This window comes from Pontibacter sp. SGAir0037, from assembly GCF_005491705.1.
In the GTDB taxonomy this organism is placed as follows: Bacteria; Bacteroidota; Bacteroidia; order Cytophagales; family Hymenobacteraceae; genus Pontibacter.
In genome coordinates this window covers 1476513-1499819 of sequence record NZ_CP028092.1, presented here as the reverse complement: position 1 = coordinate 1499819, position 23307 = coordinate 1476513, and the positions used below count along the sequence as shown (strand labels likewise).

At 46.3% G+C, this 23307-nt stretch carries 23 protein-coding genes; 9 read left to right on the top strand and 14 right to left on the bottom strand.

Annotated features, from left to right (window positions below):
- Window positions 1–79: 79 nt before the first annotated feature.
- The 9 genes from C1N53_RS06225 to mbhE form a co-directional block, all read right to left on the bottom strand.
- Complete coding sequence (locus tag C1N53_RS06225; RefSeq protein ID WP_137758486.1) at window positions 80–937, bottom strand: alpha/beta fold hydrolase; 858 nt, start codon at window positions 935–937, stop codon at window positions 80–82.
- 62 nt (window positions 938–999) lie between these two features.
- A complete protein-coding gene (locus C1N53_RS06220; protein WP_137758485.1) occupies window positions 1000–2778 on the bottom strand; it encodes a chloride channel protein in 1779 nt (592 codons plus the stop codon).
- A 258-nt stretch (window positions 2779–3036) separates the two neighbouring features.
- Complete coding sequence (gene mnhG, locus C1N53_RS06215; RefSeq protein WP_137758484.1) at window positions 3037–3438, bottom strand: monovalent cation/H(+) antiporter subunit G; 402 nt, start codon at window positions 3436–3438, stop codon at window positions 3037–3039.
- Between the two features lie 9 nt (window positions 3439–3447).
- Window positions 3448–3711, bottom strand: coding sequence for a monovalent cation/H+ antiporter complex subunit F (locus tag C1N53_RS06210; protein WP_137758483.1), 264 nt, complete (start codon window positions 3709–3711; stop codon window positions 3448–3450).
- Window positions 3708–4202 (bottom strand): Na+/H+ antiporter subunit E, encoded by a 495-nt coding sequence (locus C1N53_RS06205; RefSeq protein WP_137758482.1) that lies wholly within the window; start codon window positions 4200–4202, stop codon window positions 3708–3710. The genes C1N53_RS06210 and C1N53_RS06205 overlap by 4 nt, the downstream gene beginning before the upstream one ends.
- Window positions 4199–5731: a proton-conducting transporter membrane subunit gene (locus C1N53_RS06200; RefSeq protein ID WP_137758481.1), complete on the bottom strand. Its 1533-nt coding sequence runs from the start codon at window positions 5729–5731 to the stop codon at window positions 4199–4201. Before C1N53_RS06200 ends, C1N53_RS06205 begins: the two co-directional genes overlap by 4 nt.
- Window positions 5732–5736: 5 nt before the next feature.
- Entirely contained in the window at window positions 5737–6102 is a 366-nt protein-coding gene (locus tag C1N53_RS06195; protein WP_137758480.1) for a Na+/H+ antiporter subunit C, read from the bottom strand.
- Between the two features lie 4 nt (window positions 6103–6106).
- The gene (locus C1N53_RS06190) at window positions 6107–6658 is read right to left on the bottom strand and encodes an MnhB domain-containing protein (RefSeq protein WP_137758479.1); all 552 of its coding nucleotides are present in this window, start codon (window positions 6656–6658) and stop codon (window positions 6107–6109) included.
- Window positions 6655–8982 carry a hydrogen gas-evolving membrane-bound hydrogenase subunit E gene (gene mbhE / locus C1N53_RS06185; protein ID WP_137758478.1) on the bottom strand — a complete coding sequence of 776 codons (2328 nt, stop codon included), beginning with the start codon at window positions 8980–8982 and terminating at the stop codon, window positions 6655–6657. Before mbhE ends, C1N53_RS06190 begins: the two co-directional genes overlap by 4 nt.
- 166 nt (window positions 8983–9148) lie before the next feature.
- On the opposite strand from mbhE, the gene C1N53_RS06180 reads away from it, so the two are divergent.
- A complete protein-coding gene (locus C1N53_RS06180) occupies window positions 9149–10075 on the top strand; it encodes a universal stress protein (RefSeq protein ID WP_137758477.1) in 927 nt (308 codons plus the stop codon).
- Between the two features lie 89 nt (window positions 10076–10164).
- Here the strand turns inward: C1N53_RS06180 and C1N53_RS06175 are convergent, their stop codons facing one another.
- The 4 genes from C1N53_RS06175 to C1N53_RS06160 form a co-directional block, all read right to left on the bottom strand.
- Window positions 10165–11241, bottom strand: coding sequence for an alanine racemase (locus C1N53_RS06175; protein ID WP_137758476.1), 1077 nt, complete (start codon window positions 11239–11241; stop codon window positions 10165–10167).
- A gap of 3 nt (window positions 11242–11244) precedes the next feature.
- Window positions 11245–11697, bottom strand: coding sequence for a GNAT family N-acetyltransferase (locus C1N53_RS06170; protein WP_137758475.1), 453 nt, complete (start codon window positions 11695–11697; stop codon window positions 11245–11247).
- A complete protein-coding gene (locus C1N53_RS06165) occupies window positions 11681–13210 on the bottom strand; it encodes a sodium:solute symporter (RefSeq protein WP_137758474.1) in 1530 nt (509 codons plus the stop codon). Before C1N53_RS06165 ends, C1N53_RS06170 begins: the two co-directional genes overlap by 17 nt.
- A 333-nt stretch (window positions 13211–13543) precedes the next feature.
- A complete protein-coding gene (locus C1N53_RS06160) occupies window positions 13544–13741 on the bottom strand; it encodes a hypothetical protein (RefSeq protein ID WP_137758473.1) in 198 nt (65 codons plus the stop codon).
- Between the two features lie 427 nt (window positions 13742–14168).
- On the opposite strand from C1N53_RS06160, the gene C1N53_RS06155 reads away from it, so the two are divergent.
- Window positions 14169–15371, top strand: coding sequence for an aspartyl protease family protein (locus C1N53_RS06155; protein ID WP_240773404.1), 1203 nt, complete (start codon window positions 14169–14171; stop codon window positions 15369–15371).
- A 2-nt stretch (window positions 15372–15373) separates the two neighbouring features.
- On the opposite strand, the gene C1N53_RS06150 is transcribed toward C1N53_RS06155, so the two are convergent.
- A complete protein-coding gene (locus C1N53_RS06150) occupies window positions 15374–15649 on the bottom strand; it encodes a hypothetical protein (protein ID WP_137758471.1) in 276 nt (91 codons plus the stop codon).
- 571 nt (window positions 15650–16220) lie between these two features.
- On the opposite strand from C1N53_RS06150, the gene C1N53_RS06145 reads away from it, so the two are divergent.
- From C1N53_RS06145 to proC, 7 genes are all read left to right on the top strand, one after another.
- Window positions 16221–16910 carry a GNAT family N-acetyltransferase gene (locus C1N53_RS06145; protein ID WP_137758470.1) on the top strand — a complete coding sequence of 230 codons (690 nt, stop codon included), beginning with the start codon at window positions 16221–16223 and terminating at the stop codon, window positions 16908–16910.
- 32 nt (window positions 16911–16942) lie between these two features.
- Window positions 16943–18154: an argininosuccinate synthase gene (argG, locus tag C1N53_RS06140; protein ID WP_137758469.1), complete on the top strand. Its 1212-nt coding sequence runs from the start codon at window positions 16943–16945 to the stop codon at window positions 18152–18154.
- Window positions 18136–19146, top strand: a complete 1011-nt coding sequence (argC, locus tag C1N53_RS06135) for an N-acetyl-gamma-glutamyl-phosphate reductase (protein WP_137758468.1) — start codon at window positions 18136–18138, stop codon at window positions 19144–19146. Before argG ends, argC begins: the two co-directional genes overlap by 19 nt.
- A gap of 291 nt (window positions 19147–19437) precedes the next feature.
- On the top strand, window positions 19438–20589 hold the full coding sequence (locus C1N53_RS06130; protein ID WP_137758467.1) for an aspartate aminotransferase family protein: 1152 nt from the start codon (window positions 19438–19440) through the stop codon (window positions 20587–20589).
- Window positions 20589–21539, top strand: a complete 951-nt coding sequence (locus tag C1N53_RS06125) for an acetylornithine carbamoyltransferase (protein ID WP_137758466.1) — start codon at window positions 20589–20591, stop codon at window positions 21537–21539. Before C1N53_RS06130 ends, C1N53_RS06125 begins: the two co-directional genes overlap by 1 nt.
- 40 nt (window positions 21540–21579) lie before the next feature.
- A complete protein-coding gene (gene argB, locus C1N53_RS06120; RefSeq protein ID WP_137758465.1) occupies window positions 21580–22383 on the top strand; it encodes an acetylglutamate kinase in 804 nt (267 codons plus the stop codon).
- A gap of 57 nt (window positions 22384–22440) precedes the next feature.
- Window positions 22441–23259 (top strand): pyrroline-5-carboxylate reductase, encoded by an 819-nt coding sequence (gene proC, locus C1N53_RS06115; RefSeq protein WP_137758464.1) that lies wholly within the window; start codon window positions 22441–22443, stop codon window positions 23257–23259.
- The last annotated feature ends 48 nt before the right edge of the window (window positions 23260–23307 follow it).

Sequence of the window (23307 nt, the reverse complement as noted above, 5' to 3'; positions counted from 1 at the left end):
ATGTTAACCAGCAGCAGGAAGTGTCCTGTTGCTGGTTTTTGTTTTGCAGAAGGGGTAAAGTATTGCGCCTGGAGCTTGCTTATAAAAATGCCTTAATAGCCTCTGTAACCTCACTTCCTTTTTCTTCCTGCAAAAAATGCCCTGCATTAATTTTTATGGTCTTTGCTTCGGGAAAGCTGCTGGTCCATTTATGCAGCAAACTCAAGGGCAGCAGCTTATCTTTATCACCCCAGATAAATAGTATATTCTTTCCTTTCAGTTTCTCACGCTGTTCCCAAAGCGATTCAAAAAAATCAGCAGACTGGTGAAGCGCTTTTGCAAAATGCCAGGTACCCAATCTGGCGGAGGAGCTGGCAAGTGGCTTGAGGTAGTGCTGGTGTACATCTTTCGGAAGGTGCTTCCGCTTGTGATACCCCTGCGGAAGCAGCACCCTGGGAGAAAAAGCTAAACTAATGTACAGAAACTTGCCAAAGCTGCTACTCATAAACCTACTGATTTTAATCAGCTGCCGCTGCTCTTCCAGCGACCACATCCAGGTGTTCAGAATCACCAGGTTCTTTATTTTCTCCGGATGTTTAAGCGCATAATTCAAACCGATACTGCCTCCGAAATCATGTACTACCAAAGTAATATTATCCAGTTGTAAATGCTCCAGCAGCTGCTCCAGGTTTTGTGCATGTGCTTCAGGGGTATAGGCAAATCCGGGAGGTTTATCTGATAAGCCGAACCCAAGGTGATCGGGTGCGATGCAGCGATAAGTCCTGCTGAGCGACTTGATCTGCTGCCGCCAGAGAAAGGACCAGGTAGGCGTACCGTGCACAAACACGATGGGCTCTCCGCTTCCTTCGTCAACGTAATGCATTCTCCCGGCCGGCAGGCTAAAGGTATGGTGGCGAAAAGGGTAAAGGATGCGATCAAGCCATTTCGGAGAATTCATCGTTTCGGTTTTATAGGTTTTGGTGTGCAGCTACCGCAGAACAATTAAAAGCGGCAGAGTTACTACATCTCTGTTGTTTTGATAAGAAGCTTTCTATACTTGGTAAAGATGCTGGATTTAGACACAAAACCAACATATTTCTCATTGTCAACGACAGGCAGATTCCAGGCACCGGTCTCATCAAACTTTTTCATTACGTCTGCCATACTATCGTCTATCTGGATCAGGGCCATTGGTTTGATCATAAGCTGCTTTACCATTACCTGGTCATACTGCTCCGTTTTAAACATGATCTCACGCACGTTTTCCAGCAGGATGATTCCTTCCAAGCGCTTATCCTGACCAACAACAGGAAAAATATTACGGGTTGAGTGCGCTATAACCTGAACCAGTTCACCTAAGTTGGCTTCGGCCGGTACCTGCTGAAATTCCGTTTCAATCAGGTGCCGGATCTTCAGGATGCGAAGAATTGTCAGGTCTTTGTTCCGGCCAAGAAGCTCGCCTTTCTGGGCAAGCTTTTTGGTATCGAGGGAGTATGGTTCGTAATATTTCACCAGGGCAAAAGAAGTAGCCGACACGATCATAATCGGGATCATGAGGGTATAGCCTCCCGTAATTTCGGCAATCAGGAAGACTGCGGTAAGAGGTGCGTGCATTACACCGCTTAAGATACCGGCCATTCCCACCATGGTAAAGCTGCTTTCGGGTATTTTGCTTACCTGCAGCATGTTCAGCAGCCTGGAGAAGAAGAAACCCAAGTGTGCCCCTACAAACATAGAAGGAGCAAAGTTTCCGCCGTTACCACCCGATACAATGGTTAACGTTGTGGCAAACACTTTTACCAGTGCCAGTGCTCCTACAAAGCAAAGGATAAGCCATTCGTTTGAGCCAAAAAATGAAAGCCAGCTATCCTCCAGCAATACAGAAGGATGGCTGTTTTGCAGCAACTTAATACTTTGGTAACCTTCCCCGAACAGAGGCGGGAAAAGCATAATGAGCAGCCCCAGCAGGATTCCTCCTACTATAGCCCTCTGATAAACCTGGTTCTGAAAAGGAGCAAAAACATCTTCTATACGGTGCACCATGCGGGTATAGTAAACCGAGGTGATGCCGCAAAGAATGCCGAGCAGCACATAATATGGCACGTTATAAGCCTGAAAAGCGTCCATTTGTTCGACAGAGAAAAGTATTTCTTCCTTTAAGATGATGCGCGAACAGAGTGCGCCTACTACAGCCGAAATAATTAAAGGAATGAAAGCTGAAATGGTAATGTCTGTCAAGAGTACCTCAATTGCAAAAAGCACACCGGCAATGGGCGCGTTAAACACGGCAGCAATACCTGCCGCAGCGCCACACGCTAAGAGCAAGGTTCTGTCCCGAAAGTTCAGGTGATATTCGCGCCCGTAATTAGACCCGATGGCAGAACCAGTAACCACAATAGGAGACTCCAGACCTGCCGAACCACCAAAACCTGCTGTAATTCCACTGGTAAGTATGTGTGAATACATCTTATGCCGCTCTACCAGGCTCGACTTTTGCGAGATAAGGAACAAAATGTTGGCTGTACCTTTGCCGATGTTGCCTCCGAAAAAGAACTGCACCAGCGTAACCGTGAGCAGGATACCAATGATAGGAAATACGACAAGCCAGATGGGCTGATCCAGGAGCCTGTTTCCGTAAGCCAGCAGTTCGTGAATGTAATGCACAAAGGTTTTGAGAACTACTGCTGCCAGACCTGCTGTTAAACCAACCAGCACACTGGAAATGAGCATAAAGTCGCGGTCAGAAGTATGTCTTCTTAACCATAGTAAAGGAATTTTATACTTTTTAGTATAAGGCATGCCTGCAAAGGATCTTTCTTGGTTCCCAACCGGGAATTAACCCCTAAAGTTAGAAAACGAGGATGGTAGTCGCTAGATTTTTTATGTTTTTGCTAACCAATTCTCTTCCATCAACATCGACACCGGTTGTGTGTTCGGCGGTAAACTTGCGGCCTTAACTTACCCGGACCATAAACTTACTTCTGTGGATGCACGCAGGACCTATGCTGTTCCTGCCAGGCCTTTTACAGGTGAAGAGAGGCGGGCACAGTAAAGCATTCAGCTGGCGGCTTTGTCGTTGTCGCCTTTTTTCTCAATCAGTTCCAGCCTGTTCTTCTTAAGATAAGTTTCAAACTCTTCGATATTCGTTTTTTTCCAGAGCGTTACTTTTTTATGTATGGCAGAACGGGTAATGGCATGGGCAGCCACAGGAGAGGTGATGAGCGTAAAGAAAAGTATGCCCAGTATCTTCAGCATGATTTCAGTATCGTTGAAATACACGCCAATACCTACCACTATAAAACCCATGCCTAATGTTGCTCCCTTCGTAATGGCTGACATACGCGTATAAAAATCTGGCAGGCGCAGCAGGCCAATGGCAGCTACCAGCATAAAGAATACCCCAGCCAGAATAAAAGCACTACTGATGATTTCTTTTATAAATTCAATATCCAGGTTCATAGGCTATGTTTAACGGCGCATCATATAATAGGTAAACGAGATCGAACCCAGGAAACCGAACAGTGAAAGGATCAGGGCAACATCAATCAGCTCAAAATCTCGCGTCAGTTTACTGTAAATAGCAATAAGACCGATTACATTTGCCACAATTAAATCGAAAGCGGTGATGCGGTCCAGCAGACTTGGACCCATGGCAAACCTGATGGCAGCCAGCAGCAGACAAACACCCAGCACAAAAAATGCTATCAGCAGGGAAGTATCAAACAGGTTCATGTAGTTATCTCTAAAATTCTTCTTTCAAATCCGTTTTTCAGTTCCAGTTTAATCGACTCTACATCTTCGTCGGCAGCGTAAAGCAGATGCACATAGAGTTCCTTTCTGTCTTCAGAAACATCCACGCTCAAAGAGCCGGGAGTAAGGGTAAGCATGTTGGCCAGCAGGCTAATCTCCAGGTCGGTTTTGGCTTTAAGCGGTAAAGCAATAATAGCGGGGTTCATAAAATACCGTGGCGTAATAATATCATAAGCGATTTTTAGGTTTGCCATGATCAGCTCCTTCAGAAAAAAGAAAAACAGCCCGATGACCTTCGGCATTTTCCTGAAATATTCCCTGTTATAAACAAGCGCACTCAGCCAGAGGATAAAGAAAGCACCCAGAAACACCAGAAAGGTTACAAAGGCGTTGAAAGGCAGCCACTCCTGCTGCACCAGCACCCAGTTTACCACATAGGCGGCTATAATACAGTGTATGAGAAATGTTTTCATGGCGTTATCCTTTCTGCCTGTGGTTTATGTAATACGGCATTAATGTAGTTTTCGCTGTTGAGCAGACCGTCGGCAGCCTGTAAGGTAAAGTCCACAAAGGGTTCTGCATAAACACCCATTGCCAGGATAAAGCCTAAAAGCAGGAGCATAGGCAGTTGCAGTATACCTCGGAAAGGCTGCGTCGGGAGCAGGGCAATGGCAGCGTCTGCTGGTTTATCTTTCAAGAAAACCTGGTTCCAGATCCTGGTCAGGTAAATGATTGTGATAATACTGGCACCAACCGCTATACCTGCTATGGTGTAAAAGCCGCTTTCGAAACCGGCTCTTGCCAGCATTAGCTTGCCCCAGAAGCCGGAAAAGGGCGGTATACCCGCAAGCGACAAAGCCGACACAAAGAAAATACCTGCCAGCAGGGGCCGGTGCTTATACACTCCACCCAGATATCGGAAGCTGAAAGTGCCGCGCTCCTGTGCTACGGCCCCGCCAACCAGGAACAGGTTGGCCTTTACCAGCATGTTCTGGATGATGAAAAAGATAGAACCTGCAATAGCAAGCGGTGTAAAAATGGCGAGCCCCATCAGCATATAACCAATCTGGCTTACAATGCTGAAGGAAAGCACTTTTCTGTAGTCGGTTTGTATAGCGGCTCCCAACACACCAATAACCATAGAAAAACCCGCCATGCAGAGCAGGATGCTATTTGTAATACCGGGCTCCACCTGGAAGATTAGCGTAAACAGCCTGATCAGCACATATACCCCCACCTTGGTCAGGAGCCCTGCAATAATGGCTGAGATAGCGATAGGAGGCGTGTGATAGGAGGCAGGCAACCAGAAAAACAGCGGAAATGCTGCCGCTTTGATACCGACACTCACGATAAAGAACATGCTGGCTACCACAAATAAACTTTGCGTATGAGGCAAGTTGCGGGCCTGAACAGCTATTTCAGCCATATTAAGCGATCCTGCAACACCATATACCGTTCCGATGCCTACCAGCAGAAGCCCGGAGGCAATCAGGTTGATGGTTACATATTTCAGGGCGCCCTCTAACTGCTGCTTTGTGCCTCCTATTGTAATCAGTACAAAAGCGCATATCAACAGTATTTCAAACCATACATACAAGTTAAAAAGGTCTCCGGTCAGCAAAGTACCTCCAATACCCATCTGCATAATCAGCACCACCGGATAATAGCCAAACCTGATCCTGGCTTTGTCTAAATCATAAAACGAATATAAAACAACCGCTAAACCCACCAGAGCACTGGCCGTGAGCATCAGGCAACTGAAAAGGTCTGCAATAACCGTAATGCCATAAGGGGCAGGCCAGCCACCGATCTGTATAGTTAAAATTCCTCTCTCCACCACCTGCTGAAACAACCATGCGGTGCTGGCCAGCAGGCAAAGCTGGGTGAGCAGTGCCACCACTTTCTGACTCAAAACAGCCCTCCAGCAGAAAATACACAGAATAGCTCCTGCCAAAGGCACCAGCATCGGTAACAGCAATATCAGGTTGTCTTGTATCAGCATCGGGTTTAGTTTTCGGTAGAATCTATTTTATCGGTATTGTTTAACTCATCTATATTATCGGTGCCTGCTACCTGGTACAGGCGCTTTACCAGTACAATAGCAAAAGCCTGCAAGCCAAAACCTATAACAATGGCCGTCAGAATCAAAGCCTGCGGAACAGGATCGGCAAAGGGCTCTACAGCCACATCGGCATCTGCCGGTATAATGGCACTCTGTTCGCGTGTAAGCCTGCCGATGGCAAATACATACAGGTTACTTGCCAGTCCAAAAACCATCAGCCCTACAATTAATTTAAAGAGGTGCCTGTGTAAGATCATGTATAAGGAGGCCGCAAACAGCAAACCCACTCCGATTGCAAAAATTAAATCCATAGGGTTATTCTTTAGACATGACTAATGTTATTTTAAGCACCACGGCCGAAACCAGCAGGTAAACGCCTATATCAAATAACAGGGTTGTTCCTACTTTGCCTATTAGCGGCAACTGCGCTTTTGCCCATACGCCTGTTAAAAAAGCCTCTCCTAAAAACAGGGGAATCAATCCGCTGATTAACGAAAGGGCAAGCCCCACCGGAATCACATTCAGAGGTTCTATTACAAACTGCCGGACCAGGACCTTGTCCTTGTCCTCGCGTGAGTACCAGGGAAGGAGGCCACGCAGGCGATAACCAATGTTCCGGGTGTAGTAGCTCAAAGATGATTCCCGCTCCTTTCTTTTAAGAGAGTAAACCCGTTTCACAAAAAGCGTATCCTGGGTTTCTGCTGCTCCATGTATGAGCACATGAAAAATAAAAGGTATGGCCAGAATGAGCCCGCCGATAAAACCTCCGCCAGGATGGTTATGCCCCCTGATCAGGATGTAAAACGAAAAGAATATAAACAGCGGGAAAAACAGGCGTAGCGCTGCTGCAAGTATAATGGTTTTCATAGCTGATCTCCTTTCTCCGGGTATAGTTGTAGCAATGAGAAAATCCCAATCACTGCCACTGCCAGCACAGTGATTTCTCCCAGTGTGTCGAATGCCCTGAAATCCACCAGAATCACATTTACAATATTTCTGCCTTTGGCTTCCAGCCAACTGGCTGCGCCATAATAGGCTTTCAGTTCCGAATCTAAAGGGAACTGCCGCACCATAACCATCACATAGGACATGGTAGCACCAAACAGCACAGACAAAGAAATGTACTTCAGGTTGATTTTCGGGCTCTTAACCATCGGGCTTAGTTTGGGCAGTTTATGCAGCACAAGCACAAATAGCACGGCTGTAAGGGTTTCTATCAAAAATTGCGTGGCGGCCAAATCGGGAGCTCCAAAGAAAATATAAGCCAGCGCTATCGCATAGCCAACCAGGCTCATGGTGGTAATGGCTATTAGCCTCGACCTGGTGGTGCTTACAAATATGGTGGCAGGTAGCATGAGCAGTATGAGCAGGTACTCGTTCAGCTCTATATCTCCGAAAGCAGTAAGCCAGGTTTGGGAACTCACAACACTGAACAGAGCTTCCTGCCAGATAGCTGCGACAACAAAAACTACGAAGGTGAGGATAATAATGGCCACATAACTCCTTAAGGAGCCATTCTGCACGTTTCTGATTAAGGCTACTGCTCCAACCGAAGCTGCTTTCTTTAATCCATAGTAGAGCTGTCCCGGACCGATTTTATAAAGCCGCTCCAGGTGCACCGGCCAGGTGGTGAACACATTAGTAAAGGTATAGGCAGCTATTCCAAGCGCGATGGTGAGCAGGGTGAGCATCAGGATGGTGTTAAAGCCATGCCAGAGTGCCAGATCAAGCCCTGCCTGCTGTGCACCTATCAGGGCAGCGGCCGCAGCGTTTAACAAAGGCGTAACCGAGGTGCCCGGCAGCAGCCCGAACAACAGACCAATCAAACTCAGCAGGAGAGGAGGCAGCCACAAAGCAGTTTCGGGTTGATGTGCTATAGTGGTAGGCTCACCTGATTTTCTAAAAAAGATGCCAAAGCCAAGCCGGATAGCCACTGCCACAAAAGCTACGCCGGAAAAGACAATGCAAATGGTGAGCGGTATGGCATACGCCGGTGCTTCGTATGTGCCCTCGTAAAGCAGTTCTTTTCCGATAAATCCGAAGAAGGGAAGAATGCCTGCCATGGATAAAGCCGATAGTACGGCTGCTGCAGAAAGCATGGGCATACGACGGCCAAGCAGATGCAGTTTTGTGGTGTCGCGGGTGCCGGTAGCATGGTCTACGGTGCCGGCAATCATAAACAAGGCTCCTTTGTAGAGTGCGTGCGCCAACAGGAACACCAGCATTGCCTGCAAGGCAAAAGGAGAGCCAATACCGATCAGGGTGATCAGGCTTCCTAAGGCACTGATAGTTGTATAAGCCAGTATTGCTTTCAGGTCGAGTTGCTGCAAAGCCAGGAAAGCTCCAACGACTGCTGTAACAGCTCCAACGGCCATTATGGTATAATTCCAGAGGTCGCTCCCGCCGAGCATAGGCGTAAATCGGGCTAGCAGGTATACACCCGCTTTTACCATAGTTGCCGAATGCAGGTAAGCGCTGACAGGTGTTGGGGCCGCCATAGCATTCGGTAACCAGACATGAAACGGAAACTGGGCAGATTTAGTGAAAGCCCCCAGCATGACTAGCAGCACAATGGGCACATATAAGTGATGGTCGGCCAACACCGAATGCATCTGCTGTAGCTCTACAATAGAATAAGTATCACCGGCTGTACCCAGCAAAATAAGTCCGGCCATCAGGCAAAGGCCGCCGCCGTTTGTAATAAGCAGTGCCTGTAAAGCCGAAGCCCGCGCTACTTCATATTTATGCTTATAGCTGATAAGTAGATAAGAACTGATACTGGTCACTTCCCAGAACACCAGTAAACAGAGTATATTGGCAGACAGCACTACGCCCAGCATAGCTGTCATAAAGAGCGTGAGGTACAGGTAAAACCTGCCCAGAAGTGCATCGCCTTTCAGGTAAGAGGCAGCATAGGCCATAATCAGGGTGCCAAAACTGGTGATCAGCAATGAAAAAAAGAGGCTAAGACCATCGAGCTGAAACAGCAGGTTCACCCCAAGAGAAGAAATCCAGCGAAACTCCTGCACCACTGTCTGCCCGTTCAGGACCGGAGCAAGAAAGGTACAAAAGTAGACAAACAAGGCCAGTGGCAACAGCACCATAGGCACCATAATCATTTTGCCCAGGAGGCGGTATAACTGTGGCGCAGCAAAAGCAACAAGAAGCCCTGCAAGTATGGCGATTAGCATGAAATATGTATATTATGTAAAGATATAGCTGTTTGTTTCGTAAGGTAGTTTAAACACATAGTACCCGCCTGCGCGGATTTAGTTACATTTTGAAGAGAAGGAGAGAGGGGTAGCGTAGGTGGAAATTTTTAATGTTATAACTCAAACCCACTCATAATCGAACATTATGAATACCTTAAAACGCTTAATGGTCGGGCTCGACCTGACAGAGATGGACGAGACACTGATTCGGTATACTGCTTTTTTGTGCCGCATCTCCTCCATTCAGAAAGTATACTTCATACACACCGAAAGAAGCCTGGATATACACGATGATGTATTTCATGATATTGACAGACAGGGCTTATCGGCAGGAGAGGCAATTCACACGGCTATTTCAGATAAGGTTCAGCCACACTTTAACAACCTGCCACAGGTACAACTGGAGATAAAAGTTCTGGAAGGTTCTCCGCTTAAAGAATTGCTGCATATTTCTAAGTCTGAACAAATAGACCTGGCGGTAGTTGGCAGAAAACTCCGCTTAAAGGGAAGCGGCTTATTGTCACAGAAAATAGTGCGCAACGGCCGGGTAAGTGTCCTTTTTGTTCCTGAAAATTTCGAACCGAAGCTTAAACGTGCTGTAATAAGTGTGGATTTTTCAGAATACTCTATGATGGCGATGGAGCGGCTGCTGAACTCAGCCCTTGTAAATCCAGACCTGGAGCTGGTTTGCCTGCATGTATACGAAGTACCAACAGGCTACATTACGCTTGGCATCAGCTACGAAGATTTCGATCGTCGCATGCAGGGGTTTGCCAAGGAAAAATTTGACCAGCTATTGCAGCGGTTCCCCGAGTTGAAAGCACGAACCACACTAAAACTGGTTAAGAAGCACAACGACGATGATATTGGCGAACTGATCGTACTGGAAGCTAAAAGAGCCAAAGGAGATCTATTGGTGGTAGGTGCGAAAGGAAAAACAGCCGCTGCCCTTTTTGTGGTCGGAAGCGTTACCGAAAAGCTGATGCACTACAACGACGACATGCCGCTTATCGTGTTCAAAAAGAAAAAAGAAGAGACAGGCTTTCTGGATGCGCTTTTAGGCACAGACTAAACCCTCACTTAAATAGGCCTGGGTTCCAGATGAAAGAACCCAGGCCTTCTCGTTACTTCTATAAGTAAGTCTTGAAGTAAGTCTTGCAATTATTCGGCCACCACTTCTTTGGTGATATATCTCGAGTTCATGATGCTGAGGGCACCCATATAGCGCAGGTTAAAAGTGAGGGTATCACCAACTTTATACTGCATCTCATTCTGCCCCAGTTCAACTACCAGCATATCCGAACTAGCCCCTATTACCTCCAGAGCCTCATCTTTCGGAAGCAGGAATTTTGGGTTAATGTCAAGTAAGCCGGCATCCAAAATAGCTCTGTGGGATGTTTGCCCGTACAGCGACTCATCTATTTCAAAGCTATGGCCGCTCGGGTTTTCGGCCAGAATACCAATGGGAATTTTAGGCTTTTCCTGCAGTTCTATGATTTCAGCACAAAACTCAAACACATCGTCGTGCATGCCTTCAAAGGTGTCCCCGGTAAAAAGATTTAACCCGAAAAACAGCGCTTCGCCAATCCTGAAATGGTTGACACCTTTAGGCAGTTGGTGATTAAACAGCAAGGGTATGGTTACGGATGTACCGCCGGACACCCAGGGTATTTCCAGGTTGAATTTTGCATCTATTACCTGCTTGTACAGGCTGAGCTGTATAAGTTTATCTTGTGTAGGCATAACACCATGCAGGCAGTTGAAATTAGCGCCAAGTCCAACTATAGTTATGTGTGGCAATTCGAAAACCTGCTCGTAAAACTTCACCAGGTCATCGCCCATTACTCCCTCCCGCAAATCTCCCATTTCAATCATGATCATGATCTTATGCGTTTTGCCTTGTCTGCCTGCCTCTTCCGAGATTAGGCGGATTATCTCCAGTTCCGTCTCAAAGCTGACATCAGCAAACTCCACAATTTCAGGAATGCTCTTTTTTGGTGCAGGTTTGATATAAACAGTCTGCACAGTCGGGTCTATATGTTTGATTGCTTTCAGGTTGGTTACCCTGGAATCATGTATTTCTTCTACCCCAAGGTCCAGTACTTCTCTCAGGAAAAGCTCTTCTCCGCAAAGCAATTTGGTAACAATACCCCATTCTATACCTCGCTCCCGGAATACCTTATTGAGATGGTTGTAGTTATGCTGAAGTTTCTTTCGGTGTAGCTTTAGTACAGCCATGGTTTATCGGTGTAGTCTATATTCTAAATATTTATTTGTAAAGCCCAGCTTCTCATATAATGTACGGGCCGGATTTTGCGGCTCCACATGTAGCGCAATACTTCCTTCCGTGTTATCGGCAGCCAGCTGAACAAGCGCTTTTCCTACGCCTTTCCCTCGCTGGCTGTTGTGAACGGCCACATAAACCAGTATATTTTCAGGTATATACCCGCTCATACCCGTATTATTCAGTATTAACGCCCCTACAATGTTTCCATCGTTTCGCGCTACCAACACAGCTCCTCCTTTTCCCTCGGCCTCCGAAAGCGCGTACGCCATGCATTTGGCAATGTCTTCACGCGCATCTCCGTATTCATCCAATTGGTGAAACAGAAAATCAATCACTTCGTCGCGCTCAAGCTCACTGTTATTGGCTGGTGTAAAAATGTAGTAGCTAATGTTATTTGTTTCTGTCATGTTCGATTCGGTTTTTATTCGGGTATAATAATGTTAACGTTAAATAAAGCACAAAGGAAGCCAGCAGGCCGAACATATTCGGATCCAGACCGAAGGGCAGACTGAAGCGCTCCTGTATCTGCAGCAGCACTGTAACCAGCCCGCCAGCCAGCATGGCCCAGAAAGCTCCGGCATTGCTGCGCCTTTTCCAGAACAAGGCACCTATAACAGGCACAAACAAACCGGACACCATAAAGGCATAGGAGTATAGCATCAGGTCCAGCACGTTCGTCATGGTAGAGGCCAGCCACAGCGCAAAGGCACCTACAAGCAGGGTAACTAACTGAGATAAACGCAGGGTGGAAGGCGCATCAGGATCCATTTTCCTGAAATAGGAAATAATGTCTGTTACAATATTGCCCGAAGAAGCCATCAGGCAACTATCGGCTGTCGAGAGAATGGCAGAGAAATAGGCAGACAGCATCAGTCCCATCAACCCAACAGGCAGCACCGTTCGGAGCAACATCGGCAAACCTGTTTCGGGATCCACAGCGCTTCCTGTGGCTGCGCCAAGTGCCTCAAACATCCCTTGTTCCGAGGCTACACGCGCTAAAATCCCCAGGCTCACGCCCATAAAAGCCATAATTGGCCATTCAAATAAACCTGCCAGGTACCAGGCCCGCTTCGCTGTCCGCTCATCGCGGCAGGCATAAATGCGCTGGTAAAGTGTCATGCCGACAAACCAAATGGGTATAATGGTAATGCTCCAGTTCACCAGTTCCTGCCAGGTAATGTTCGTAAGGCTTAAGAATTCTGGTGGGAGAGTCGTTCGGATGGCATTCATGCTCCGGGAAGACTGTTCCGCTAGCCAGGTCCAGTTGAATAATTGGCTAAAGGTAAGCGCACCCATATCACCACCTACTGCCAGGAAAGAGACAGGTATACCAATAAAAACGAGTCCTCCCATCAATATGGCCCATTGAATGGTATCGGTGTAAATAACAGCTTTTAAACCGCCCATTACAGTATACACCACTGCTATTACTCCCATAATCAGGAGGGCAGTGGTGAGGTCGAGGTTTGCGAAGGTGCCGCTAGCCAGTTTAGCGCCAGCCAGAATCTGCGAGCTGGTAAAGCCGGTATAGCCTATCGCAGAAATAACACCAGCCAGTAAAGCAACACGAGTATTAAAGTAATACCCGAAGATCTGGGGAAAGGTTAAAAAGCGCTGGAAAGCGCTTTTGTTCTTTACTTTGGGAATGAGAAAAACGGCTGCGAGCCAGGCACCCAGTAAACCAGTAAATAACATCCAGGAACCAGATAAGCCCAAGGCAAAGCCCAGGCCGCCTAAACCAATCGAAAAGCCTCCGCCTACATCCGTTGCCACAACAGATAAACCGATATGGCCACTACCCATTGTTCGTCCGCCTACATAATAGTCGTCAGCGCCCTGGTTCTTCTTTAAAAAGTAAAAACCCACGCCAAGCATGGCCAGCATGTAAAGGATAAAAATGGATAAATCGATAAAATGCATGTATTAGTAAAGTATAATTAATGAGTAGTAAATTCTCAGCTTCTCGAAATGAATATACTCATAAAAAAACTTAAAAATCGCATTTACAGCTGAATTGGCACCTATTTTAGCCTATTCACTATAAAAATAGAGGCCATCGAATCCCATAATTAATGATCTTTGCAAACAATCATCAGTTTAGTTTTTAGAAAATCATTTTCTAAAATTATACGAATATTTATATTTATTTCTTTGCACTAAATTGGGTTAAAAGAGTTTATTACATGAACAGGCTTTCCCCGCACTTCCTTCTAGCGGGGGAAAGCCTGTTCATTCAGATGGTGTAAAATTTATCTATAAGTCCTCTTCAGAGCTTTTATTAAGATCAATTTCAATGACAGGTATAGCCTCATTTTTAACAATATCATCCTCTTCATCCGCTTCTTCTGAAGCCGACTCTTCGTTCTCGTTTAAAAGGGCCAGCAACTGCTTTAATTTATCCTGAATCTCTGTAACTTCTTGTATCACTTTATCTTTAGTTTCTTTTTTCATAGTAGTAGTTAATGTTCTTCTGCCCGGTAAAAGTAAACGGTGCTATATCTAACGAAACACCCCCAGGAAGGATTTTGTGCGAGCGAAAGTAGCGTCAGGTAACAAGACATATTTTACTGTAATGCATGTGTCTGCCCATGGAAGAAGCTTGAAGTTGTCAATATATTTAAAGTCAAAACATTGACAGAAAAACCAGCAAAAAAATTTGAAAATGCGCTTTAGTGAGCAGTTTTTTCTTTTAAAAACCTCTTTTTTGGGATAAAATAATTTTAAAAGTGGCTTATTTACTTCAAAATTAGTAATTTATGTCTTCTTAAAAAGCTGTAAAGCGTATAAGAAAATATCGGATTTGTAAGGCAATTTTATTATATGTGGAGTTATGACAGGGGCATGCATCATATCGGTATTTTGTCTTCTGCTTAGCTTTGTGTCTCCGTTACAGGCACAGGTTTTTGAGTTTCCCAACGATTCTGTTACCTTCAACCATAACAGAAAGAGCGTTAAAATTCCTTTCAAGCTTGTCCATAACCTCATCATTATTCCAGTCAGGATAAACGACTCACAGCCTCTTAACTTTATTTTAGATACAGGTGTTAAAAACATGCTGATTACGAAGCTGCATTACAACGACTCCCTGCAGCTCAAAAATCCAAAGAAAATTTCCATACAGGGTTTAGGGGCAGGGGAAGCACTGGAAGCCATGCACTCTACCGGCAACAGGCTGTATTTAAAAGGCATATCAGGCGAAAACCAGATTGTATTCGTGCTGCTACAGGATGTGCTTGATTTATCGATGCGTATGGGCATGCCGATCCATGGCCTGATCGGCTATGATATCTTTAAAAATTTTATTGTAAAGGTAAACTACAGCAGCCGGGTATTAACCCTATACAAACCCGATGCGCAGGTGAAATTAAAAAAGAAATCTGAAGTTTATCCGCTGGAAATAGACGGAAACAAGGCTTATTTGTATGCCCATGTAAAGCAGTTTAATGGAGATACATTAAAGGTGAAGCTAATTGTAGATACAGGAGCCAGCAATACAATTTCTCTTTACCTGCCCAGCCATGAGCGCCTGGAGCTACCCCCTAAAGTTTTGGAGGCTTACCTGGGCCGTGGGCTAAGTGGCGATATAACCGGAAAGATAGGTCGAATCAACAGCATTTCGTTTGGAAGGCACAACCTCGAGAACCTGCCTGTTGCCTATCCTAACGAAGACGATATCAGGCTTGCACTCAATATATCGAACCGCAATGGTCACCTGGGTGCAGATATCTTAAAGAGGTTCACGGTTATTTTCGACTATCCGCATAAAAGAATTGTTTTCGAACCAAACAACAAGTACAAATCTCCCTTCAACTATAACCTGGCTGGTTTTGAAGTCTCTACGCCATTGCCGGGTATAAATATCTACTATATCTCCCATGTAGTTGCCGAGTCTCCCGCTTCCAAGTTAGGCATAAAAGTGGGGGATCAGCTTCTTTCTATAGACGGGAAAGACTGCATGGAGCTGGACATTAACCAGTTGCTGGAAGTACTCGAAAGCAGACCCGGGAAAAAGCTTAAACTGAAAATGAGAAGAGAACATATTCCATATCACCTCGACCTGGTGCTACAGGATAAGATTTAAATTTATTGCTTCAGATCCAGGTAGACCTGCAGAAACAAAAGCATTACCGCCAGTACAATCAGAAAAAGCCCTATGTTCACCCGTATCCTGGGGATAGGCTTTACAAACTGCCGCCCCTGCTCATCAACTCCCTTTAACCTGAGGTTTGATACAAGCAGGCCATTGCCGAAACTTAACCATATAGCAGCTGTCAGCGCTTCTCTGAAAATGATAAGTGTCGTTGTGCCGATCGCCGAAAACAGAATGCCTATGATAACGGCAAGTGAAAGGTTTTTCATTAAATGAGTTTGATAAAGGTCAGGAGGAGTACAAGTTTAAGCTATTTTAAGAGACAGTACAAAACTAATGCAATTCCGGAGCTATTTTTTCAGATAGGAGTCTTTAAATATTAAAAAAGGATAATTTTTGTAGTTAATTTATATTATAAAATGAATTTTATCAGATATTTTGCGGTTTAGTTGTATAAGTCAGAATTTATTGAAAACATTTGCAATGACTTAAGAGTAAAACAAAACTCTAAACTTTTTTATTTAATCTGAAATGAAAAAAAAGGTCCTTTTATCTGGCGCTACGCCATCGATAATGCACTCTTTCTCTAAGAGTGAGGATTTTTCTACCCGCTTTAGCAGGGTAGTTTTGAGGCACGCCCTTACTTCAATGCGACTCAGGCCCTAGGCCGATAGCATGCCTGACCACCTACGTAGCGGTCATCTTTCCAACACTACCTAATCTTGATTTTCCAGGCAATATTTACAAGGCAACTTCGCAGGAAGCCTCGTATGTTATTGTATTTATTTGTTTGATCTGGTGCTGCCAGCGCAGCTTCATTATTATATATTATATTCTTTAATGACCAACTTGTCTGAATTTGTAGTTGTTGTGGCCAATGAAAGCCACGTAACTTATGCGCAGCAAATCTGCGATGAGATGGAGTCTTCAGCCAAAGCCAGAGGTACTGGTATAGCCAAGCGCAAGCCTGAGTACGTGGCCAAGAAGATGGAGGAGGGGAAAGCTGTTATTGCACTGCACCCGGACGGAAAATGGGCAGGTTTCTGCTACATCGAGACCTGGGGTCATGGTAAATACGTGGCCAACTCCGGTTTGATCGTTTCACCGGACCTGCGCAAGAGTGGCCTTGCCCGCCAGATAAAACAACGGGTTTTCGAGCTTTCACGCACGAAGTATCCCGATGCAAAAATCTTTGGTTTAACCACAGCCCTGGCCGTTATGAAGATCAACTCCAGTTTAGGGTACAAACCTGTCACCTATTCTGAACTGACCGATGATGAGGAATTCTGGAAAGGCTGCCAGAGCTGTGTCAACTTCGAGATTTTAACTGCCAAGAACCGCAGCAACTGCCTTTGCACCGCCATGCTTTTCGATCCGGCACAGGCCACTGACTTTGTGCCACTGCCGGTAGTAGAGCAGAAGCAGGCACCAAAAAGCAGCCCGCTGCAGGAGCGCTGGAGACGTTACCGCCAGCACCTGGCCGTACAGCCGGTGGCCTTGGCTAACCAGGGCGAAAAACAAGCATCTTAATCAACTACCTATTTATAACTTAACCTATTGCCATGAAAAAAGTAGTGCTAGCTTTTAGCGGTGGGCTTGATACTTCGTATTGCGCCCTTTATCTGGCTAACGAACTAGGCCTTGAAGTATACTCTGCCATAGTAGATACAGGTGGTTTCTCGCAGGAGGAGCTGCAGGAAGTAGAACGTCGTGCGTATGCACTGGGTGTAAAGCAACACGTACACCTCGACGAAACAAACTATTTTTACAGGAGCTGCATTAAGTACATGATCTTCGGCAATGTGCTGAAAAATAATACTTATCCGCTTTCTGTAAGTGCAGAGCGTGTGACCCAGGCCTTAAGCATAGCTAATTACGCCAAAAGCATAGGCGCTGATTGTGTGGCTCATGGCAGTACGGGAGCAGGAAACGACCAGGTTCGTTTCGACATGGTGTTCCAGGCTATTATCCCGGATGTAGAAATTATCACTCCGATCCGCGACAAGAAACTTTCCCGTGAAGCCGAAATAGAATACCTGAAGCAGCATGGGGTAGAGATGGACTTCAAAAAAGCACAATACTCCATTAACAAAGGTATCTGGGGAACATCGGTAGGTGGCAAAGAAACCCTTACTTCGCACCTGCCTTTGCCGGAAGAAGCTTTCCCGACACAACTGAGCAAGCACGAGCCGGAGCGTATTACCCTGCACTTCCTGAACGGGGAGCCGGTTGGGTTAAACGATGAAAAGTTTGCAAACCCGGTGGAGGTGATCCAGCGACTACAGGAAATAGCCGGGCCTTTTGCTATTGGCCGTGATATTCATATAGGAGATACGATTATCGGTATAAAAGGCCGCGTTGGTTTTGAAGCAGCAGCACCAATGGTGATTATAAAAGCGCACCATGCCCTGGAAAAGCACACGCTTACGAAATGGCAGCTATACTGGAAAGACCAGCTGGCTACCTGGTACGGTAACTGGCTGCACGAAGGGCAACTGCTGGACCCAACCATGCGCAACATCGAGACTTTTCTGGAAAGCACCCAGCAAACAGTAACAGGCAAGGTACATGTACTACTGGCGTCTTACCGCTTTCAGGTTGAAGGCATTGAGAGTGAGCATGACCTGATGAGCGACAAGTTTGGCAGCTACGGCGAGATGAACCGCGCCTGGACAGCAGACGACGTAAAAGGATTCACAAAAATATTCGGTAACCAGACAAAGCTGTACCACACGGTAAACAGTGCTTCAGAAGAATGGGCAACGGAAAAATAAAAGCGGGCATCATAGGCGGAGCCGGTTATACAGGAGGCGAAATGCTGCGCCTCCTGATCAACCACCCGCACGTGGAGCTGGTTTTTGTGCACAGTAACAGCCAGGCCGGAAAACCTGTCACCAATACGCATACCGATCTTTTAGGCGATACAGAGCTAACTTTCTCTGATTCTTATGCGCAGGAGGTAGACGTGCTGTTTCTGTGTGTAGGACACGGCGCGGCAAAGACTTTTCTTTCAGAAAATGAATTTCCAGCTCAAACCAGGATTATAGATCTGAGCCAGGACTTTCGCTGGAAAGGGCTTGCCACTAATGCGGCACCTGTTACCCTGGCAGATAAAACCTTTGTCTATGGTTTGCCAGAGCTGCAGCGTGAAAAAATTAAGCAGGCACAGCATATTGCTAACCCTGGTTGCTTTGCCACGGCTATTCAGCTGGCTCTTTTGCCTCTGGCGGCTAAAGGTTATCTCACGGAAGAGGTGCATGTAAGCGGCATTACGGGTAGTACGGGAGCAGGTCAGAGTTTAAGCCCGACCTCGCATTACAGCTGGCGCAGCAGTAATATTTCCAGCTATAAGGTACTAAACCACCAGCACCTGAACGAAGTGGGGCGCAGTCTGCATGAACTACAGCAAGGAGAGCAAGTGCCAACGGTACACTTTGTGCCTTACCGCGGACCCTTTACCAGGGGCATCCTTTGCACCAGCTACCTGAAAAGTAACCTGACTCTGGAAGAGGCAACAGCGCTATACAGCACGTACTACAGCAGCCACCCGTTTGTATGGTTGTCTCCAGCCAATCCCGATCTGAAGCAGGTGGTAAACACCAACAAATGCCTGCTGTACCTCGAGAAACAAGGAGAAATGCTGGTAGTAACAAGCATGATCGATAACCTGTTAAAAGGCGCATCGGGCCAGGCCGTGCAAAACATGAACCTGCTTTTCGGGCTGGAAGAAACTGCAGGACTAAAGCTAAAACCTTCCGGGTTTTAGGAATTAGAAATTATGAATCAAAGATTTGAAATGACGGTAGAGCTTTAAAAACTAAAAGAAATCTGCTCATCATTACTAGTATTTAGTTCAGGCTTGGGTACAAACAGTTTAACAAAAAAAATTATTTTAGAATATATAATCGAATAAAAGCAGGCAAAGGCTATATCCTTTCGAGTTGAATTCATTCATAAATTCTAATTTATAATTCATAATTTAAATAAACCATGTCAACAGTAGTCGACTCTTTCTATTTTATCTATTGTCTAACGTCTTACATCTAATTTTACGCCAATGAACCTCTTTGATGTATATCCTCTCTTTGATATAAACCCCGTGCGTGGGCAAGGCTGCTACGTTTGGGACGACAAAGGCAACCGTTACCTCGATCTCTATGGAGGACATGCCGTTATCTCGATTGGCCATAGCCACCCGCACTATGTAAAACGCATAGCCAGACAACTATATGATATCGGCTTCTATTCCAATTCGGTGCAGATGCCCATGCAGGAAGAGCTGGCTGAAAAACTGGGGGAACTCTCCGGCTATACCGATTATAGCCTTTTTCTCTGCAACTCAGGCGCCGAAGCAAACGAAAATGCACTTAAAGTTGCTTCATTCCATACAGGCCGCAAAAAAGTAATTACTTTTAAAAAAGGATTTCATGGCAGGACTTCTGCAGCGGTGGCCGCTACAGACAATCCTTCTATTATTGCGCCCATCAACGAGACGGATAATTACATTTTCCTTCCGCTAAACGATTCCGCAGCATTCGAAGAAGCTATACTACAGTACGGAGACCAACTGGCTGCGGTCATGGTGGAGGGTATACAGGGCGTGGGCGGTGTATATATACCAGATACAGCCTTTTTACAAACTGTTGCGGCTGCCTGCAAAAAAACAGGTGCGCTGCTTATACTCGACGAAGTTCAGTCTGGCTACGGACGCTCCGGCAAATTCTTTGCACATCAATACGCTAATATTACACCTGATCTGATCACGGTGGCAAAAGGCATGGGTAACGGTTTTCCAATAGCAGGCGTGCTGATCAATCCGGCTATTGAAGCCCGTCATGGAATGCTCGGCACCACCTTTGGCGGCAATTACCTGGCCTGCGCAGCTGGCATTGCCGTGCTGGAAGTAATGAAGAAAGAAAACCTGGTGCAGAATGCCCAACAAATGGGGCAGCGCCTGATGCAGGAACTGCGTACCTTGCCAAACATACGCGAAGTACGCGGGCTCGGGCTGATGATAGGCGTAGAGTTGGAAGAACCATGCGGGCCTATCCGCAAGCAACTCCTGGAAGAGCACCAAATTTTTACGGGTTCCTCGTCAGATAAAAATACTTTAAGGCTGCTGCCACCGCTCAACATGGGCGCCCGCGAAGCCGATAAGTTTTTAACTGCTTTTGAATCTATTCTTTATTCTTTACAACCACAGTCTTAATGAAACAATATACTTCTGTGCATGATGTTACCGACCTCGATGCGTTGGTAAAAGAAGCGCTGCAACTGAAAGAAAATCCATCTCAGCATAAAAGCCTGGGGCAAAATAAAACCCTGGGTCTCATTTTCCTGAACCCTAGTCTGCGTACCCGCCTCAGCACACAGAAAGCAGCCCTTAACCTGGGCATGAATGTAATGGTGATGAACCTCGACAAAGAGGGATGGGCACTGGAAACTGAAGACGGAGCTATTATGAACGGTACTACTGTGGAGCACATCAAAGAAGCGGCGGCCGTAATGGGGCAGTACTGCGACATTATCGGAATACGCTCTTTCCCGAAGCTGCAGAACCGCGACGAAGACTATAGCGAATACCTGTTACATAAATTTATCAGTTATGCCAAAGTGCCGATTGTCAGCTTAGAATCAGCTACACGTCACCCCTTGCAGAGCCTGGCAGATTTACTGACCATCAAAGAAAATACACCTGCCGGAAAGCGGCCAAAAGTAGTATTAAGCTGGGCTCCACACGTCAAAGCCATACCACAATGTGTAGCCAATTCTTTTGCAGAGTGGATGCAGCAGGCCGATGTAGAACTGGTAATTACACATCCTGAAGGTTACGACCTGGCAGAGGAATTTACCAAAGGCGCAACCGTTACTACGAACCAGGACGAAGCCCTGCAAAACGCGGACTATGTGTATGTGAAAAACTGGTCGAGCTATACCCAATATGGCAAAGTACTTACAGATGGAGCAGGTTGGATGATGACCAATGAAAAACTTGCCCTGACGAATAATGCCAAGGTAATGCACTGCCTGCCTGTTCGCCGTAATGTAGAGTTGAGCGATGAAATTCTGGACGGACCTGATTCGCTGGTACTGGAGCAAGCCAATAACCGTACTTTCGCGGCTCAGGCAGTGCTGAAACGAATGCTGGAAAATCTGTAAAATAGCTACTGGATGTTAGCTAGCGTCTAAAATCTGAAAAATGCAAGACCTTACGATAGTTAAAATTGGTGGCAATGTGGTGGACTCTCCTGTAGAGCTGCTTCAATTTTTAAGAGACTTCGCTGCTTTACCAGGGTTTAAGTTGCTGGTGCATGGTGGGGGTAAAATAGCCACCACCATGGGGCAGCGCCTGGGAATAGAGCCTAATATGGTGGATGGCCGCCGCATAACTGATACAGAGACGCTGGAACTGGTCACGATGGTATACGGTGGTCTGGTAAATAAAAACATTGTAGCGCAGCTACAGGCCCTGAGCAGCAATGCGATTGGTTTAACAGGTGCCGACGCTAACTGCATACGAGCGACAAAGCGCCCTGTTAAAACCATCGATTACGGTTTCGTGGGTGATGTGGCAGGAGCAGAGGCAATTAACACCACCACCTTGTCCGCCCTGTTTCAGGCAGGACTGGTGCCTGTGCTGGCACCGCTTACGCACGACGGGCAGGGCATTATGCTCAATACCAACGCAGATACCATTGCCTCTGTTCTGGCAGTTGCCTTTGCCTCCTTATACCGAGTGAAACTGCTTTATTGCTTCGAAAAAAAGGGCGTGCTGCTGAACCCTGAGGACGATGATTCTGTGGTACGCCACCTAAACCCGGCAAAGTTCGAGGAAATGCGCATGACAGGCCAGGTTTCAAAAGGTATGCTGCCCAAGCTGGACAATGCTTTTCATGCTTTGCAGCAGGGCGTGTACCAGGTGGTGATCGGGCAGTCGCATTACCTGCAAGAAATGGCGTCCGATGCGCAGGAGGGGACTTTGCTCTCGCTGCAGGCTTCATAGCTTCTTCATACATTCTTAACTTTTAAGTAATAAATCACCCTTACCTTTTACCCGACAATGAATACAATCCACAAGAAAATAGCCATTATCGGTGGCGGCAACATGGGGAAAGCCCTGGCAAAAGGGCTTGTAGCTGCTGGTACATACACGGCCTCGGATATAACCTTAACCAGGAGAAACACCAGATTGCTGGAGGACATGGCCCAGGAAGGGTTTCAGGTAAAAGCTGATAATGCCACAGCTGTAGCAGAGGCAGATGTGGTGGTGCTGAGCATTTTGCCACAGCAACTGGATGCCGTGCTGGATAACATTGCCGAACAGGTCCAGGAGCAGAAGCATCTGTTTATATCTATTGTAACAGGTGTAAAGGTATCTGATATAGTAAAGCGCATAGGTAAAAGAGTAGAGGTGGTGCGGGCTATGCCCAATACAGCTATTGCCATTCGCGAATCCATGACCTGTATCTCCAGCCACGAAGCCTCAGCCGAGAACCGTGCTTTGGTGAAGGAGATTTTTGAAGCCGTAGGAGAGACCGTAGAAATAGAAGAGGAGCTGATGACTTCTGCCACCGCACTTTGCGCCTGCGGCATTGCTTTCTTCCTGCGTTCTATTCGTGCTGCGGCACAGGGAGGTACCGAAATTGGTTTTCATGCAAGCGAGGCCTTGCGTATGGCAGCGCAAACAGCCAAAGGTGCAGCTTCACTGCTTTTATTGAATGGCAGCCATCCAGAAAATGAGATTGATAAGGTAACCTCACCTAAGGGCTGTACCATTGCGGGTCTGAATGAAATGGAGCACCACGGCTTCAGTTCTGCGATGATCAAAGGCATTAAGCTGTCATCGGGCAAAGCAGAGCAGTTGTATAAGAGCGAGTAAAGGAGCTATTTCAAGGTGCCGGATGAGTCGCTGCAGGAAAAGAAAAGG